The following is a 14,199-nucleotide window of genomic DNA, read 5'->3' on the forward strand; positions in this document are numbered from 1 at the left end:
ACGATGGAGCAACGCCCCTATTGGCTGTCGCAGGCACTCGCCGCCGAGCAAGGCGGCCCGGCCCCGGCGCTGGTGAGCGACACGCGTGCCCAGTTGTGCATCATCGGCGGCGGCTTCACCGGCCTGTGGACTGCCATCCTCGCCAAGCGCGCCAGGCCCGAACTCGATGTGCTCGTGCTCGAAGCCGATGTCTGCGGCGGCGGCGCCAGCGGACGCAACGGCGGCTGCGCACTGACCTGGTCGACGAAGTTCTTCACCCTGCAGCGGCTGTTCGGTGACGCCGAAGCCGTGCGCCTGGTGCGCGCTTCTGAGCAGGCGCTGCTGGATATCGAGGCGTTTTGCGCCGAGCACAACATCGACTGCGAATGGCGTCGCCACGGCACGCTGTTCACCGCCACATCGGCCGCGCAGCTGGGGGCGTCCGATGCGGTGGTGGCCGCGCTCGAATCGCGCGGCATCAACTCCTGGCAGAAGATGTCCCCGCACGAGCTGCAGCGCCGCGCCGGATCCCGCGCCCACCTGGAGGGCTGGTACTCGCCAGTGGCCGCCAGCGTGCAGCCCGGCAAGCTGGTGCGCGGGCTGCGCAGGGTGGCGCTCGGCCTGGGCGTGCGGCTGCATGAAGGAACGCCGATGCGGGGCCTGGAAGAGGGCTCGCCCCCGGTGATTCGCACACCGCACTGCAAGGTAACGGCCGACCGCGTGGTGATTGCCATCAATGCCTGGATGGCCAGCAGCTTCCGCGAATTCGAGCGCAGCATCGCCATTGTGTCCAGCGACATGGTGATCACCGAGCCGGCCGCGGCCGCGCTGGCCGCCTCGGGCCTGGACGGCGGCATCTCGGTGCTCGACTCGCGCATCTTTGTGCACTACTACCGCAGCACACCGGACGGCCGGCTGATGTTTGGCAAGGGCGGCAACACCTTTGCCTACGGCGGGCGCATGCTGCCCGTGTTCAACCAGCCTTCGCCCTACCGCGAGGAACTGACCGGACGCCTGCGGGGCTTCATCCCGGAACTGGCCGGCACGCCGATTGCCGCCAGCTGGAACGGCGCCTCCGACCGCTCGGTCACCGGCTTGCCCTTCTTCGGCCGCCTGCGCGACCGCCCCGACGTGTTCTACGGCTTCGGCTACTCGGGCAACGGCGTCGGCCCCAGCCGCATGGGCGGCGAACTGCTGTCCTCGCTGGCGCTGGGACTGGACAACGAATGGACGCGCAGCCCGCTCCTTCGCGGACCGCTCGGCCGTTTTCCGCCGGAGCCGATCCGCTACGTCGGCTCGCTGATGGTGCGCAATGCCATACGGCGCAAGGAAGCCGCCGAAGACAGTGGACGACGCCCCTTTCTGCCAGACGTGATGCTGTCGCGCTTCGCCGCGGCAGCCGGCAAGGCGGACAAGGCCTGAGCCACCGTCCCGGCGCTGCCAGTGGCAACGGCAGTGACTGCGGCAATGGTGCGCCGGAGCGCGCGCCCCGCCACCGACCGTCCAGTCATCATCGGGCCATCACGCGGCGGCGCATCCCTCACAATGCAGGAACCGTGTTCGCCCTTTTGCAAACCTTTTCCTGGAAGGAACTGCGCTACCACCCCTGGCGCAATGCCGCCGCCGTGGTCGCCGTCATGCTGGGCGTGGCCCTGGCGTTTTCAGTGCACCTGATCAATGCCTCGGCGCTCAGCGAGTTTTCCCAGGCGGTGCGCGCCGTCAACGGCCAGCCTGACCTGGAACTGCGGGCCGTGCAGGGCGGCTTTGACGAAGCGCTTTACCGCCAGGTGGCCAACCATCCGCAGGTCGCGCTTGCCAGCCCGGTGCTGGAACTGGCCACCTACGCACTGGGCGGCAAGGGGGAGCGGCAGGCCCTGCGCATCGTTGGCGTCGATGCACTGGTGGTGGCCGGCATTGCCCCGGCGCTGATGCCCGTTCCGGCTTCGGATGCCGCGGTGACGGACCGCTTTGCGCTGTTTGCGCCGGACACGATTTTTCTCAATCCCGCCGCCCGCCAGGTTTTCAAGGCTGACCAGCTGCAACTGCAAAGTGGCCTGCAATGGAAAAGCGTCACCGTGGCTGGCAGCGTGAGTACGGGCGGAGGCCCGCTGGGCGTGATGGACATCGCTGCCGCACAGGATCTGTTTGGCAAAGGCGGCCAGCTGTCGCGCATTGACGTGCGCCTGAAAGCCGGCAGTGATGCGGCAAGCTTCGCCGCCTCGCTGCGGCTGCCACCCCACATCACCGCGACCGCGCCCGGCGATGCGGCAGAGCGCGTGAGCAACCTGTCGCGCGCCTACCGGGTCAACCTGACCGTACTGGCGCTGGTGGCCCTGTTCACCGGTGCGTTTCTGGTGTTCTCGGTGCTCTCGCTCAGCGTGGCCAAGCGCGCCCAGCAGTTCGCGCTGCTCGGCGTGCTCGGCCTGACAGGCCGCGAACGTTTGCAACTGGTACTGGCCGAATCGCTGTTGCTGGGCGGGGTGGGCAGTGCCGCGGGCATTGCGCTGGGCAGCGCGCTGGCCGCACTGGCGCTGCGTCTTCTGGGCGGTGACCTGGGCGGCGGCTACTTCGCCGGCGTGGCACCCAGCCTGCAATGGAACGGCTGGGCAGCCCTGGTCTATGGCGCGCTCGGCGTGGCGGCGGCCGGCGTGGGCGGCTGGTGGCCGGCGCGCGCCGCCCAGCAGCTGCCGCCGGCGCAAACCCTGAAGGGGCTGGGCCTGGCCGCCGGCACCGGCTCCGCACGCTGGCTCAGTATCGTTTTGATCGCTGCCAGCGCCCTTTTGGCATTGGCTCCGCCGGTATTTGGCATTCCGCTGGCGGCTTATCTGTCTGTCGGCGCGTTGCTGGTGGGCGGCATCACCGCCCTGCCCTGGCTGATTGCGCTGCTCTACGGCAGGCTCAGCCCCTGGGTGGCCCACCGCCTGCTGCCGCTGCTGGCCGTGGAGCGCGCGCGCCGGGTGCGCGAAAGCGCGGCCGTGGCCGTCAGCGGCGTGGTGGCGTCGCTGAGCCTGGCCGTGGCGCTGACCGTGATGGTGGCCAGTTTCCGCGACTCGGTCACGCACTGGCTGGACGTGGTGCTGCCCGCCGATTTGTATGTGCGCACGGGTCTTGGTGGCCCGGCCAGCGACACCGCCTATTTCCCGCCCGGCTTTGTCGAGACGCTGGCCCGGCTGCCTGGCGTCGCGCGCGTGAGCGCACTGCGCACCCGGCAGCTGTTGCTGGACCCGGGCAAACCTGCCGTCACCCTGATTGCGCGCGCCATCGGCGACGCAGCCACCACGCTGCCGCTGGTGGGCAGCCCGCTGCCGGTGCCGCCCGGGCATGCCGGCATCTATGTCAGTGAAGCCATGGTGGACCTGTATGGCGCCCGGCCGGGCAGCGTTTTTCTTCCCCTTTCGCAGGCTTTTGGGGCCTATACCCAGGAAAACAGCGCGCCACCGGCTCCTGATTCAACGTCAGCGGCAAACGCACCTCGCCCGGCTGCGCCGGCTGCCACGCCGTTTTTTGTGGCCGGTGTCTGGCGTGATTACGCACGCCAGTTTGGCGCAATCGTGATGGCGCAGCAGGACTTTGAGCGCCTGACCGGCGACCGGCGCGTCAATGACGTGGCGCTGTGGCTGAACGGTGATGTGGGCGAGGCCCAGGTGCAGCAGGCAATACGCCGGCTGGCCGAGCAGCAGCCGGGGGCGGGCGCTCTGCTGGAGCTGGCGTCCGTCAGCCAGCTTCGCGCCATCTCGCTCAGGATTTTTGACCGCAGTTTTGCAGTGACCTACTGGCTGCAGGCCGTGGCGATTGCCATCGGCCTGTTTGGCGTGGCCGCGAGCTTCAGCGCGCAGGTTCTGGCGCGCCGCAAGGAGTTTGGCCTGCTGGCACATCTGGGCTTGACCCGGCGACAAATCCTGACGGTGGTGGCTGGCGAGGGCGCGGCCTGGACGGCGATCGGCGCGCTGGCTGGGCTGGCGCTGGGCCTGGCGGTGTCCACCATACTGGTTCACGTGGTCAACCCGCAGAGCTTTCACTGGACCATGGACCTGATGCTGCCCTGGCTTCGCCTGCTGGCCTTGTGCGCGGCGGTGGTAATTGCCGGCACACTGACCGCCTGGCTGGCGGGGCGAGCAGCCGCCGGCAAGGATGCCGTGCTGGCCGTCAAGGAAGACTGGTAGCCCGCCGGGTAGTCCGTCCCTGGCAGCCCGGCGCGGCCGCCATGCTGCCCGTGCCCTCGCCGTCTAGTGGTGACTATCCGCCTTTTCAGGCGTATCCTCGTTTTCCTTTGTTTACGCCCGTCACAGTTTTGACGCCGAATTGTCATCATGGCATCGCCTGATGGTTTCACAATGGCGGTGACGCGCAGGTTTTCATACCTTTGAGTCTTGTCTGGTTTTGAGATGGTTTTTTGAGGAGGTCTTCGTCATGTCGTCCGCCCAATTCCGCATTGAAAGCAGAGACCCGCTCAGCGGCAGCCTGCTGCCGTGCTCTTCGTTCAAGCCTCTGTACGGGAACTGCTCGCTGGCGGTCGCCGTGGCAGTCAAAAGCGTGGCCGATCCGACGCGCCAGCAAGTCCGGGTCGTCCATGTGCCCAGCGGAGAAATTGTTTTCCAGACCACGCCCCCAAGCCAGGGCGCGTAAGGCTCAAAAGGAAGGCGCCGGAGCGCAAAATTGGGGGAGTGCAAAACCGCGCCAACAGGGGTAGCATGCGGGAATCTGCCACAGCATGCAGATCAAGCTGCTGGTTGTTGGCTTTTGGCTTCTTGGAAGGCGTGCAATGAACATCCTGTTCGCGGCAATTGTTCTGGCCCTGATTTGCCTGCTGGTCATCTGGCTGGTGCCGAACTGGGACGCGCTGAGCGCGCAGCTGAAGGCTTATTTTTCGGGCCCTCCCCGGACCCGGGTCGACGAGGCCAGAATCCAGCCGGTGCCGCCACCGCGCTCGCGCGAACACCCCCATGACGACCAGCCGACGAGGCCGCAGACCGGCCAGCGGCACACCGTGGTGCCTCACCAGGCGCGGGGACGCTAAGACCAGCGCAGAGCTGCAGACTCAGCGGGTCAGTGAACGATGACCACGAGCACACTGCAGGGTGCGTGCTCGATCAGCGATTTGGAAACCGAGCCCCGCCACCAGCGGGCAGCCCACCCATCCAGATGCTTGTGGCCCACCACGATCAGATCGGCCTCGATCTTCTTGGCATATTTGGTGATTTCATCGACGGTTTCACCCAGCAGAACCTCCCCACGGGCCTGGTAGCCGGCGCTGACCAACTGGCGCAAACCTTCATCCAGAATGCCCTGGTACTTTTCTTTCTCCTGCTCGGCAAGGCCGCTGTCGTAAATGCCGCCTTCGACGCCCATCACCTGCATGTAGAGCGGCGTGACGGCAATCAGGTTCACTGACGCCTGGCTCCACTGCGCAATGTCCCGGCAGTCGAGCAACGCTTTTTGCCCGGACTTGGAGCCGTCGTACGCCAGCAAAATCCGCTTGTACATGGTGCACCTCCTGACTAGAGTGACTCGTGCAGTTTCAAGCATAGACCTTCCGGTGGCGCCATGCAACTACACCGCCCGGTCGCTGCCACGCCAGGCGCACTGCTGCGAGAATCAAGACATGAGCCCTCCCACGACGCCCGCCTGCATCACGCACGGCATGCCGCGGCGCCGCTTCCTGCTGGCGACCGGCCTGGCGGGCCTGGCCTGGACCGGGCCGGCGTGTGCCTTGCCGGCCAGGACCATGCAGTTTCCGCGCGACTTCGGCTCCCACCCGGACTTTCGCACCGAGTGGTGGTACATCACCGGGCACACGGCAGCAGGCGGACGGGAGTTCGGTTTCCAGCTCACATTTTTCCGCTCGCGGGTGGAGGGCACCCAGGCCATGGTGTCAAGGTTTGCGGCCAGGCAATTGCTCTTCGCCCATGCGGCCATCACCGACGTGCAGGGCAAGAAACTCTGGCATGACCAGCGCATCGCGCGTGACGGCTTTGGCGTGGCTTTTGCCAGCGAAGCGGACATGCACATCAAGCTGCGCGACTGGTCGCTGCAGGGCCGGGGCAGCCGCTACACCGCGGAGCTGCCGGCCACGGACTTTGCACTGAAGCTGCAATTTGAAGAAACCCAGGCCGTGCTGCTGCAAGGCAGGCAGGGCCTGTCGCGCAAGGGGCCACAGGAAAAGCAGGCAAGCTACTACTACAGCCAGCCGCAGCTGGCCACCCGAGGAACCTTGCAACTCAAGGGCCAGGCGTTTGAAGTCACGGGCAAAGCCTGGCTGGACCATGAGTGGAGCGAGGAAGTGCTGCACCCCAGCGCGACCGGCTGGGACTGGATAGGCATGAACCTGGACGATGGCAGCGCCCTCACCGCCTTCCGCCTGCGGGACAAGGACGGCAGCGCGCTGTGGGACGGCGGCTCTTTCAGGTCGCCGAAAGCCGGGCTGTATACCTTCAACCGCGGCGAAGTGATCTTCAAACCAGTGCGCAGCTGGAAGAGTCCGCTCACGCAGGCGAGCTACCCGGTTGAATGGATTGTCCGCACACCCGCTGACTATTACACCGTCAGGGCCGTGATAGACAACCAGGAACTCGACAGCCGCCAGTCAACCGGCGCGGTGTATTGGGAAGGCCTGAGCGAGCTGATCGACAGCAACGGCAAGCGCGTGGGCAGCGGTTACCTGGAGATGACAGGTTACGCACAGCGGCTTCGGCTGTAGCGGGCCGGCGTGTTCTGGTCAGCAGCCCTCAACGGCAATGAGATGATCGGTTGCTGCCGGCTGACGCATGGCGAGCAAGGGCGCGTACTCCGGCGAGTGGTACCAGGCCTTCAGCACTTCCATGCTCGGGAACTCAATCATCACGAGGCGCTGCACCGCAAGATTCCCCTCGAGAACCTCGTGGTGACCGCCGCGCACCAGAAACCTCCCGCCGAACTTTGCAACCAAAGGCGCCACTTGTCGCTTGTATTCGTCGTAGATCTGAGGGTTGGTGATGTGGGTGTCGGCAATGAGGTAGGCAGACATGATTTTTCTCCCGAAAGAAAGCCATACATCGTGCGGCAAACCAGGTTGGCTGTCCAGCGCGGCTGCCCACGGGTTGATGCACTGTTGAATGCAGTACTCGGTACCTGGCTCAGCACTTGTCGACAAGCGCGGCACGTCTCTCTTGCGGCATACCCTGCATGCCCTGCGTTATGGCTTGATGGATCATTTCGGCGCCGTCACCTGTCATGGACAGACAAGCACGCTCAGCCGGGAACGATTCGAGCTGTTGCGCCGAATCAGGGTTGAGCCCTTTGGCATTGGGCCTTTTTTTCGAACCAGTAGGCAACATTGCCTGCGACAACGATGGGGCCGGAAATCACCACCGAGGCTGCGGTGAAGATGCCGGCGCCCACAATGAGGGCGATGCAGGCTTCATTGGCGCAGCTATGGATGGCCGCCACCTGGACTTCCTGTAGGACCATGTGGTTGGACACCCTCTGGCACTCCGGGTCGAAGACCTGCGTCGTTCGAGGCACATACACGCAGCCTTGCAGCACAGCGGCGAGGGTGAGAGTGAAAGCGAGCGTGAGGAGTTGCAGGATTCGATACTTCAAGACGGAGTGATTTTCTGTAGCCTGCCGCAAAACCTGCGGAATTTGACCGTATAGGTGAAACCTGCGCCGCACCTGTGCCACGTTTTGCGCTTACTTCATGTCGCAGCAGCGAGGAAGCACCATCACCAGGGAAAAAGGATCGAATGCCACGCCCGACTGCGTGGAGCATGCCAGAAAACAGAAAATGGGTCAGGCGGCGACTCTGGCTATGACGTCGATCTCCACCAGCGCGCCCAGCGGCAAACGGGACACTTCAACACATGACCGGGCAGGAAATGCACTCGGAAAGTACCGGGCATAGACTGCATTCACCGCGGCAAAGTCGTCCATGTTCGTCAAATACGCCGTGGCACGGACGACTTGCCCGAGACTGGACCCACCGGCCTTCAGAATGGCCTCGATGCCGCACAAACCGGTCCGGGGACGACAAACAGCGCAAAGAGCCGCGTTCATGACGCCTCGGGGAGGGTCATCACGAACATTATTCCCATTCCGGCGGGCATCGCCAAGATGCGTTCGCAGGCTGCCTGACCCCGGCCCAAACACCGTCACCGGCCCGTGAGCTACAACGGGAAGAAAGGCAGGAAGGTGCGCAAAGGCCGGCCAGCGGCACCATGCGCGGTCAGAAACGGCGGAAAACGTTCAGTAATCTGCGCGCATCAAGCGGCGGGCGCGGGCGCCCATGTTGCGCTGGATACGGTCAGACAGCCAGGGATGGGCTTGGCTGGCATCCCGCTGGCGTGGCGCCAGCGCAACAAGCAGGCCCTTGTTGATGAGTTGCGCGGCCTTGCGGACGAGCAGGGAAGCCGCCGAAGGCTGGCCCAAAGACACATGGTCGACCGGGGCATTGCTGGCGAAGGTTACGGTGCGGGTCATGAAAAGTCCTTTCTTGTGGGCATGACGGCTACGGGGCGTTGCCGAACAGGGGCCACATGGCAACTATAGGGTTTACCATTATAAAAGTAAACCGACTTATATTGCATTTCAGTGCATAAAATTTGCTGGATGTAGCCGCATTTGCCGGCGCTGAAGGCCCTCCATGGATATCAACCTCGCCCGCACTTTCCTGGAGATCGTCTCCTGCCACAGCTTTGCCCAGGCCGCTGATCGCCTGCATGTGACCCAGACGGCGATCAGCGCACGGGTGAAGACGCTGGAGGACCTGCTGGGACGCAAGCTCTTCGTGCGAAACCGGGCCGGGGCCTCGCTGACGTCAGCCGGTGAGCAGTTCGTTCGCCACGCCATGACGATGGTGCAGGTCTGGGAGCGGGCCCGGCAGCAGATGGCGGTGCCGCCGGGACGCCGCGCGCTGGTCACGGTGGGCTGTGAAATCAGCCTGTGGGATCCGCTCATGCTCGACTGGCTGCTCGGGATGCGCGAAAGTGCGTCGGATCTCGCGCTGCGCGCAGAAGTGGGCGTTGCGGAGGACCTGCTGGAGCGCGTGGCCAACGGAACGCTGGACATCGTCGTTGCCTATGCGCCGCGGCAGCGGCCCGGCCTGCGGATCGAACTATTGATCGAGGAAAAGCTGGTGCTGGTTACAACGACCCGCGGCTCCCAGGCGCCGCAGGCGGCCGACTATGTGTACGTGGACTGGGGCAGCGAGTTTGCGGCGCAGCACAGCCTGGCTTTTCCCGAACTATCAAGCGTGGGCGTGTCGTCCAGCCTCGGGCCGCTGGGACTGGGCTACCTGCTTACCGTCGGCGGGGCGGGCTATTTCCGGCAGAACGTCGTGCGTAGCCACCTGAAGGAAGGACGACTGCACCGGGTGCCCGGGGCGCCCGAATTCCTGTACCCGGCTTACGCCGTCTATGCGGCAGACGCAGACATGGCGGTGCTGGAACCCGCTCTGGCCGGCCTGCGGCAGGCCGCCAAAGGCGCCGTGGGCAACCAGCAGGCGGCCCGGCCTTCAAAAACGGGAAATGTCGGGAAAGCCTGAAAAAAAAGTAACCGTTTGCCAATGTCGTTCCTCAATGCGCCCCAGCCGCAGCATCCGAACTCCCTGCCCCGACCCTGGTGTGCCGCGTCAAATACACCAGCGGAATCAGCAACAGGAAAATCAGCGCGGACACATAGAACACATCGTTCGCCGCCAGCATGTAGGCCTGCTGATCCACCAGGCGATTGATGGTGCCCAGTGCCTGGTCGGGTGTAAGCCCGGCCCCGGCCAGGCCCGTCAGTGCGCTGCTGGTGGCGGTGCTTCCCTGGTTGACGTATTCGCTCACTTGGGCATGGTGCATGGCGGCGCGGTCTTGCCAGATGGTGGTGGCGATTGACGTGCCGAAGGAGCCCGCCGTGATGCGCACGAAGTTCGACAGGCCCGAAGCCGCCGGAATCTTCTCGGGCGAGATGCCCGACAGCGTGATGGTGACCAACGGGATGAAGAAGAAAGCCATGGCCACACCCTGGATAATGGTGGGTATCAGGATGGTGTTGAAATCAGCCTGGGTGTTGAAGTTGGAACGCATCCACAGCACCAGCGCAAACACCAGAAAGGCAAACACGGCGAAGCGGCGCGGGTCGACCTTGGCGATGTTTTTGCCGACCAGCGGTGACAGCAGCAGAGCCATGGCCCCCACCGGCGCCATCACCATGCCGGCCTGTGTGGCGGTGTAGCCCATGTACTGCTGCAGCCACAGCGGCAGCAGCACCACGTTGCCAAAAAAGAGGCCGTACCCCACCGACAGCGCCACCGCACCCGCCCAGAAGTTGCGCCGCTTGAACAGCGTCAGGTCAACCACCGGATGCTCTTCGGTGAGCTCCCAGATGACGAAGGCAATCAGGCCCACCAGCGAAACAATGCCCAGGGCCACCACCTCACCGGAGTGAAACCAGTCGAGCTCCTTGCCCTTGTCGAGCATGATCTGCAGCGCACCCACCCAGATCACCAGCAGCGCCAGGCCGACCGAGTCGATCGGCAGCTTGCGCGTCACGCTTTCACGCTTCCTGAAGATGCTCCAGGTGATGAAGGCGGCGCCAAAGCCCACGGGAATGTTGATGTAAAAAATCCAGGGCCAGGAAATGTTGTCGGTGATCCAGCCGCCCAGCAGCGGCCCCATGACAGGCGCGACCAGCGTGGTCATGGACCAGAGCGCCATGGCCAGTCCCGCCAGCGCCTTGGGGTAGCTTGACAGCAGCAGTGACTGCGACAACGGAATCATCGGGCCCGCCACCAGCCCCTGCAGGACACGAAAAAAAATCAGCGTGGTCATGTTGGGGGCCAGGCCGCACAGCCATGATGTGAGCACAAACAGCATGACGCTGGCCGTGAACAGGCGAACCTGGCCGAAACGCTGCGACAGCCAGCCGGTGAGCGGCACGGCGATCGCGTTGGCCACGCCAAAGCTGGTGATGACCCAGGTGCCCTGGTTGGGGCTCACGCCCAGGTCGCCGGCAATGGCCGGCAGGGAGACGTTGGCAATCGACGTGTCGAGCACGTTCATGAAGGTGGCGGCCGACAGCGCCAGCGTGCCCCACAGGCGGGCAGAGCCCGTCAGCGGCGGCGGCTGGATGTAGGCAGGGGCAGGTGCTGAAGCCATGAAAACCTAATGAGTAAGCAGCAGGACAAGGCCGTGGAGGTGCGCGCCGTGCGAAGCTGCGGGTAATGCAATGACCGGCGAACGGGGCTTAGTGCGCCTGCTGTGGTGCCGCGCGGCTGCCGGCAATCGACAGGGTCTGCGTCTGCGCCATCGCAAGGCCCTGCCCTTCGCTGCCGGTCTGATCCGCTGTGGTGGGGCCGCCCGGCGGTTGGGCCGGCGAGCCGATGGCGGCGGCTTTGGCCGGTTTGAGTGCCTTGCCGCTGTTGGCGGCAATCACGCGCCGCACATACACGTTGGCGGCATCGTCCTGCTTGCCATAAGTCTGCGTGTGCGCCTGGGCCGCGTCGCGCGGCGCATCGGCCAGCGTTTTGCCGTCCTTGTGGCTGACGTCGACTTCCGCATCCATCGACAAGCCCACCCGCAGCGGGTTGTCGGCCAGTTGCCTGGCGTCGAGCGCAATGCGCACCGGCACGCGCTGCACCACCTTGATCCAGTTGCCGGTGGCGTTTTGCGCCGGCAGCAGCGAAAAGGCCGCGCCCGTGCCGACACCCAGCCCCGCTACCGTGCCTTTGTATTGGATTTTTTTGCCATACAGGTCGGCCACCAGCGTCACCGGCTGGCCGATGCGGATATTGCGCAGTTGCACTTCCTTGAAGTTGGCATCAACCCAGACCTGGTTGAGCGGAATGATCGACATCATGGGCGTGCCGGCCGCCACGCGCTGGCCCAGCTGCACCGTGCGCTTGGCCACGTAGCCATCCACCGGAGCCTGCAGACCGGCGCGCTGTGTGGCGAGGTAGGCCTCGCGCACCTTGGCGGCCGCCACCTGCACGCTGGGGTGCTGCTCGATGCTGGTCCCCTCGGTCAAGGCCTGGTTGCTGGTGAGCTGCTCGCGCGCGGCCACCACGCCGGCCTGCGCTGCGGCCAGCGCGCTTTTGGCGTTGGCCAGCTGCGTCTGCGCATGGTTGAGTTCTTCTTTCGACACCGCCCCGTTGCCGGTGAGCGACTGGCGGCGGTTGAGGTCATCGGTGGCGCGGGCAATATCGCTGCGGGCCCTGGCCACGTCGGCATCACGCAGCGCGATCTGGGCGGCCAGCGTGCCGTTGTTGGCGTAGAGCGTGCGCACCTGGCGCACCGCCTGGGCCAGCGCGGCTTCGGCCTGCTCCAGCGCGATTCTGGCGTCTGCCGGGTCCAGTTGCACCAGCGTCTGACCGGCTTTCACGAAGTCGGTGTCGTCGGCCATGATGGCCATGACGGTGCCGCCGATCTGCGGCGTGATCTGGATCACGTTGCCTTGCACGTAAGCGTTGTCGGTCGACTCGTAATGGCTGGCCACGAGGTACTCGTAGGCGGCCCAGCCCAGGCCGGCGACCACCACCACGCTGGCCAGCGCGGTCAGCGCTTTCTTGCGCCGGGGGTTGCCGGCGGCCGGTTGCAAGGGTGCGTCAGAAGAAGCTGCGGATAGCGAGGGTTCTGGAGTTGTCATGATGTTCCTGATCAATTAAGTCAATTAGGTCAATTAGGTCTACCAGGCCTCTGGCCCAACAAACACGGGCGAAAGAAGCTACGGGTTTTTATAGCGTTTGGGAAGCGGTTGCCGACGTTGGCGTGTAACCACCACCCAGTGCGCGCATCAGCGCTACCTGCGTGTCCAGCGCGCGGGCGGCCAGGTCAACCGCCAGGCGGCGCTGGGTCAGCACACTGGTTTCGGCCGTCAGCACATTGAGGTAGTTGCCCAGGCCAGCCCTGTAACGCTGCACGGCAATCTCGTAAGCGCCCTCTGCGGCCTCCTGCGCGGACCGCTGCTCGGCCTGCTGACGACCAATGGCCTGCGATGAGGCTACCTGGTCGGCCACGTCACGCACCGCATCAATCACGGCGGCGTTGTAGCTTTCGACGGCGGCATCAAGGTCGGCGGTCTTGCCGCGCAGGTTGGCGCGCAGCCGGCCCGCATCAAAAATCGGCAGGCGCAGCGCCGGGCCTACGCCCCACTGCTGGCTGCCGGCGTCAAGCAGACGGCCCAGGCCAATGCTGGAAAAACCGGCGAAGGCAACCAGGTTGATATTGGGATAGAACTGTGTCTTCGCATTCACCACATCTTTGGACGCAGCTTCGACACGCCAGCGCGCGGCGGCAATGTCGGCCCGGCGGCCCAGCAGGTCGGCCGGAATGCTGGACGTTAACGCAACGTTTTTGATTGCTGCCAATGCGGGTGGATTCTGGGCCAGGGCGCTGCTGCCGGCTTGCCCAACCAGGGCAGCCAGTGCGTTGCGCGTCAGCGCGATCTGCTCCTGCACCGTCTCCAGTTGCAGGCGCGCCTCCGGCAGGCCGCCCTCGCTCTGGCGCAACTCGAGCCGGGTGTCGAGCCCGGCGGCCACGCGGTCCTGCACCAGCTTGAGGGTTTCTTCCCGCTGCGCCAGCGTGCGGCGCGCAACAAAGGCCTGCTCGTGGAGGCGAGCCAGCTGAAAGTAGCTGCGGGCTACATTGCTGGCAAGCAGCACGCGCGCGGCCTGTGCGTCGGCCTCGGCCGCATGGGCGCTGCCCAGGGCGGCATCCAGTGCGGCTCGGTTTTTTCCAAAGAAATCAAGTTCCCAGCTGGCGTTGAGCTGAACCGTGCCGCTGTCGCGGATGGCGCCCGCCAGCGGTGGGGGCACCGCGCCGTTAGCGGTGTAGCGCTGCCGTGTCAGGTCGATCTGGCCATTGAGCTGCGGCAAAGTGGCGGCATCCGCCACTTCCATCACGGCCCGGGCCCGTGCCAGGCGGGCCTGTGCAAGCTTCAGGCTGGGGCTGCTTTGCAGCGCCTGGGCAATCAGGCCATTGAGCTGCTCGTCGCCAAAGTCGCGCCACCACTCGGCGGCAACGCCTGCCTGCCCTGCTGCCGCATCGGCGTTCAGGCCCAGCGAAGGCGCATCGCGCAGGCTGGACTGCGGCGCGATGCCGGACATGTCGGCGCAGCCGGTGAGGCCCGTGGCCATCAGGCTTGCAGCCACCAGGCCGGCCGCCGTTACCAGGGCCATGCGTACGGACGCATGCCAGAGCGGCAAACGCTTCGACCTGCCCGCGGGCGCAGTCACCGGGCCGGTTATTGAAGGTAAAGAGGCGT

At 65.2% G+C, this 14,199-nt stretch carries 14 protein-coding genes; 6 read left to right on the top strand and 8 right to left on the bottom strand.

Annotated elements, in window-relative coordinates:
- The first annotated feature begins 3 nt into the window (after positions 1-3).
- The 4 genes from BPRO_RS16105 to BPRO_RS16120 all read left to right on the top strand — a co-directional run bounded on the left by BPRO_RS16105 (position 4) and on the right by BPRO_RS16120 (position 4,996).
- Complete coding sequence (locus BPRO_RS16105; protein WP_011484132.1) at positions 4-1,401, top strand: FAD-dependent oxidoreductase; 1,398 nt, start codon at positions 4-6, stop codon at positions 1,399-1,401.
- Positions 1,402-1,535: 134 nt separating this feature from the next.
- Entirely contained in the window at positions 1,536-4,142 is a 2,607-nt protein-coding gene (locus BPRO_RS16110; protein WP_011484133.1) for an ABC transporter permease, read from the top strand.
- A 247-nt stretch (positions 4,143-4,389) separates the two neighbouring features.
- Positions 4,390-4,605, top strand: coding sequence for a hypothetical protein (locus BPRO_RS16115; protein WP_041388881.1), 216 nt, complete (start codon positions 4,390-4,392; stop codon positions 4,603-4,605).
- Between the two features lie 136 nt (positions 4,606-4,741).
- Entirely contained in the window at positions 4,742-4,996 is a 255-nt protein-coding gene (locus tag BPRO_RS16120) for a hypothetical protein (RefSeq protein ID WP_041388882.1), read from the top strand.
- Between the two features lie 29 nt (positions 4,997-5,025).
- Here BPRO_RS16120 and BPRO_RS16125 read toward each other — a convergent pair whose 3' ends face one another.
- Positions 5,026-5,463 (bottom strand): universal stress protein, encoded by a 438-nt coding sequence (locus BPRO_RS16125; protein WP_011484136.1) that lies wholly within the window; start codon positions 5,461-5,463, stop codon positions 5,026-5,028.
- A gap of 118 nt (positions 5,464-5,581) precedes the next feature.
- Here BPRO_RS16125 and BPRO_RS16130 point away from each other — a divergent pair, with 118 nt between their 5' ends.
- Entirely contained in the window at positions 5,582-6,676 is a 1,095-nt protein-coding gene (locus BPRO_RS16130; protein WP_011484137.1) for a lipocalin-like domain-containing protein, read from the top strand.
- An 18-nt stretch (positions 6,677-6,694) separates the two neighbouring features.
- On the opposite strand, the gene BPRO_RS16135 is transcribed toward BPRO_RS16130, so the two are convergent.
- The 4 genes from BPRO_RS16135 to BPRO_RS16150 form a co-directional block, all read right to left on the bottom strand.
- Complete coding sequence (locus BPRO_RS16135; RefSeq protein ID WP_011484138.1) at positions 6,695-6,982, bottom strand: DUF1330 domain-containing protein; 288 nt, start codon at positions 6,980-6,982, stop codon at positions 6,695-6,697.
- A gap of 257 nt (positions 6,983-7,239) precedes the next feature.
- Positions 7,240-7,557, bottom strand: a complete 318-nt coding sequence (locus tag BPRO_RS16140) for a hypothetical protein (RefSeq protein WP_198140938.1) — start codon at positions 7,555-7,557, stop codon at positions 7,240-7,242.
- 189 nt (positions 7,558-7,746) lie between these two features.
- Positions 7,747-8,010: a Rid family hydrolase gene (locus BPRO_RS16145; protein WP_011484140.1), complete on the bottom strand. Its 264-nt coding sequence runs from the start codon at positions 8,008-8,010 to the stop codon at positions 7,747-7,749.
- Positions 8,011-8,199: 189 nt separating this feature from the next.
- Entirely contained in the window at positions 8,200-8,433 is a 234-nt protein-coding gene (locus BPRO_RS16150) for a hypothetical protein (protein ID WP_041388883.1), read from the bottom strand.
- Between the two features lie 163 nt (positions 8,434-8,596).
- Here BPRO_RS16150 and BPRO_RS16155 point away from each other — a divergent pair, with 163 nt between their 5' ends.
- A complete protein-coding gene (locus BPRO_RS16155; RefSeq protein WP_011484142.1) occupies positions 8,597-9,496 on the top strand; it encodes a LysR family transcriptional regulator in 900 nt (299 codons plus the stop codon).
- 31 nt (positions 9,497-9,527) lie between these two features.
- On the opposite strand, the gene BPRO_RS16160 is transcribed toward BPRO_RS16155, so the two are convergent.
- The 3 genes from BPRO_RS16160 to BPRO_RS16170 all read right to left on the bottom strand — a co-directional run bounded on the left by BPRO_RS16160 (position 9,528) and on the right by BPRO_RS16170 (position 14,113).
- A complete protein-coding gene (locus tag BPRO_RS16160) occupies positions 9,528-11,096 on the bottom strand; it encodes a DHA2 family efflux MFS transporter permease subunit (protein WP_011484143.1) in 1,569 nt (522 codons plus the stop codon).
- An 88-nt stretch (positions 11,097-11,184) separates the two neighbouring features.
- The gene (locus BPRO_RS16165) at positions 11,185-12,582 is read right to left on the bottom strand and encodes an HlyD family efflux transporter periplasmic adaptor subunit (RefSeq protein WP_011484144.1); all 1,398 of its coding nucleotides are present in this window, start codon (positions 12,580-12,582) and stop codon (positions 11,185-11,187) included.
- 88 nt (positions 12,583-12,670) lie between these two features.
- The gene (locus BPRO_RS16170; RefSeq protein WP_011484145.1) at positions 12,671-14,113 is read right to left on the bottom strand and encodes an efflux transporter outer membrane subunit; all 1,443 of its coding nucleotides are present in this window, start codon (positions 14,111-14,113) and stop codon (positions 12,671-12,673) included.
- Positions 14,114-14,199: the final 86 nt, after the last annotated feature.

Origin of the sequence: Polaromonas sp. JS666 (assembly GCF_000013865.1) — a bacterium.
Classification (GTDB): domain Bacteria; phylum Pseudomonadota; class Gammaproteobacteria; order Burkholderiales; family Burkholderiaceae_C; genus Polaromonas.

What these genes read in the sequence shown, in the direction of transcription:
- BPRO_RS16135 (WP_011484138.1), bottom strand. Translation starts at nt 6,982, where the DNA reads ATGTCTGCCTACCTCATTGCCGACACCCACATCACCAACCCTCAGATC.
- BPRO_RS16150 (WP_041388883.1), bottom strand. Translation starts at nt 8,433, where the DNA reads ATGACCCGCACCGTAACCTTCGCCAGCAATGCCCCGGTCGACCATGTG.
- BPRO_RS16160 (WP_011484143.1), bottom strand. Translation starts at nt 11,096, where the DNA reads ATGGCTTCAGCACCTGCCCCTGCCTACATCCAGCCGCCGCCGCTGACG.
- BPRO_RS16165 (WP_011484144.1), bottom strand. Translation starts at nt 12,582, where the DNA reads ATGACAACTCCAGAACCCTCGCTATCCGCAGCTTCTTCTGACGCACCC.
- BPRO_RS16115 (WP_041388881.1), top strand. Translation starts at nt 4,390, where the DNA reads ATGTCGTCCGCCCAATTCCGCATTGAAAGCAGAGACCCGCTCAGCGGC.
- BPRO_RS16145 (WP_011484140.1), bottom strand. Translation starts at nt 8,010, where the DNA reads ATGAACGCGGCTCTTTGCGCTGTTTGTCGTCCCCGGACCGGTTTGTGC.
- BPRO_RS16120 (WP_041388882.1), top strand. Translation starts at nt 4,742, where the DNA reads ATGAACATCCTGTTCGCGGCAATTGTTCTGGCCCTGATTTGCCTGCTG.
- BPRO_RS16155 (WP_011484142.1), top strand. Translation starts at nt 8,597, where the DNA reads ATGGATATCAACCTCGCCCGCACTTTCCTGGAGATCGTCTCCTGCCAC.
- BPRO_RS16125 (WP_011484136.1), bottom strand. Translation starts at nt 5,463, where the DNA reads ATGTACAAGCGGATTTTGCTGGCGTACGACGGCTCCAAGTCCGGGCAA.
- BPRO_RS16105 (WP_011484132.1), top strand. Translation starts at nt 4, where the DNA reads ATGGAGCAACGCCCCTATTGGCTGTCGCAGGCACTCGCCGCCGAGCAA.
- BPRO_RS16130 (WP_011484137.1), top strand. Translation starts at nt 5,582, where the DNA reads ATGAGCCCTCCCACGACGCCCGCCTGCATCACGCACGGCATGCCGCGG.
- BPRO_RS16170 (WP_011484145.1), bottom strand. Translation starts at nt 14,113, where the DNA reads ATGGCCCTGGTAACGGCGGCCGGCCTGGTGGCTGCAAGCCTGATGGCC.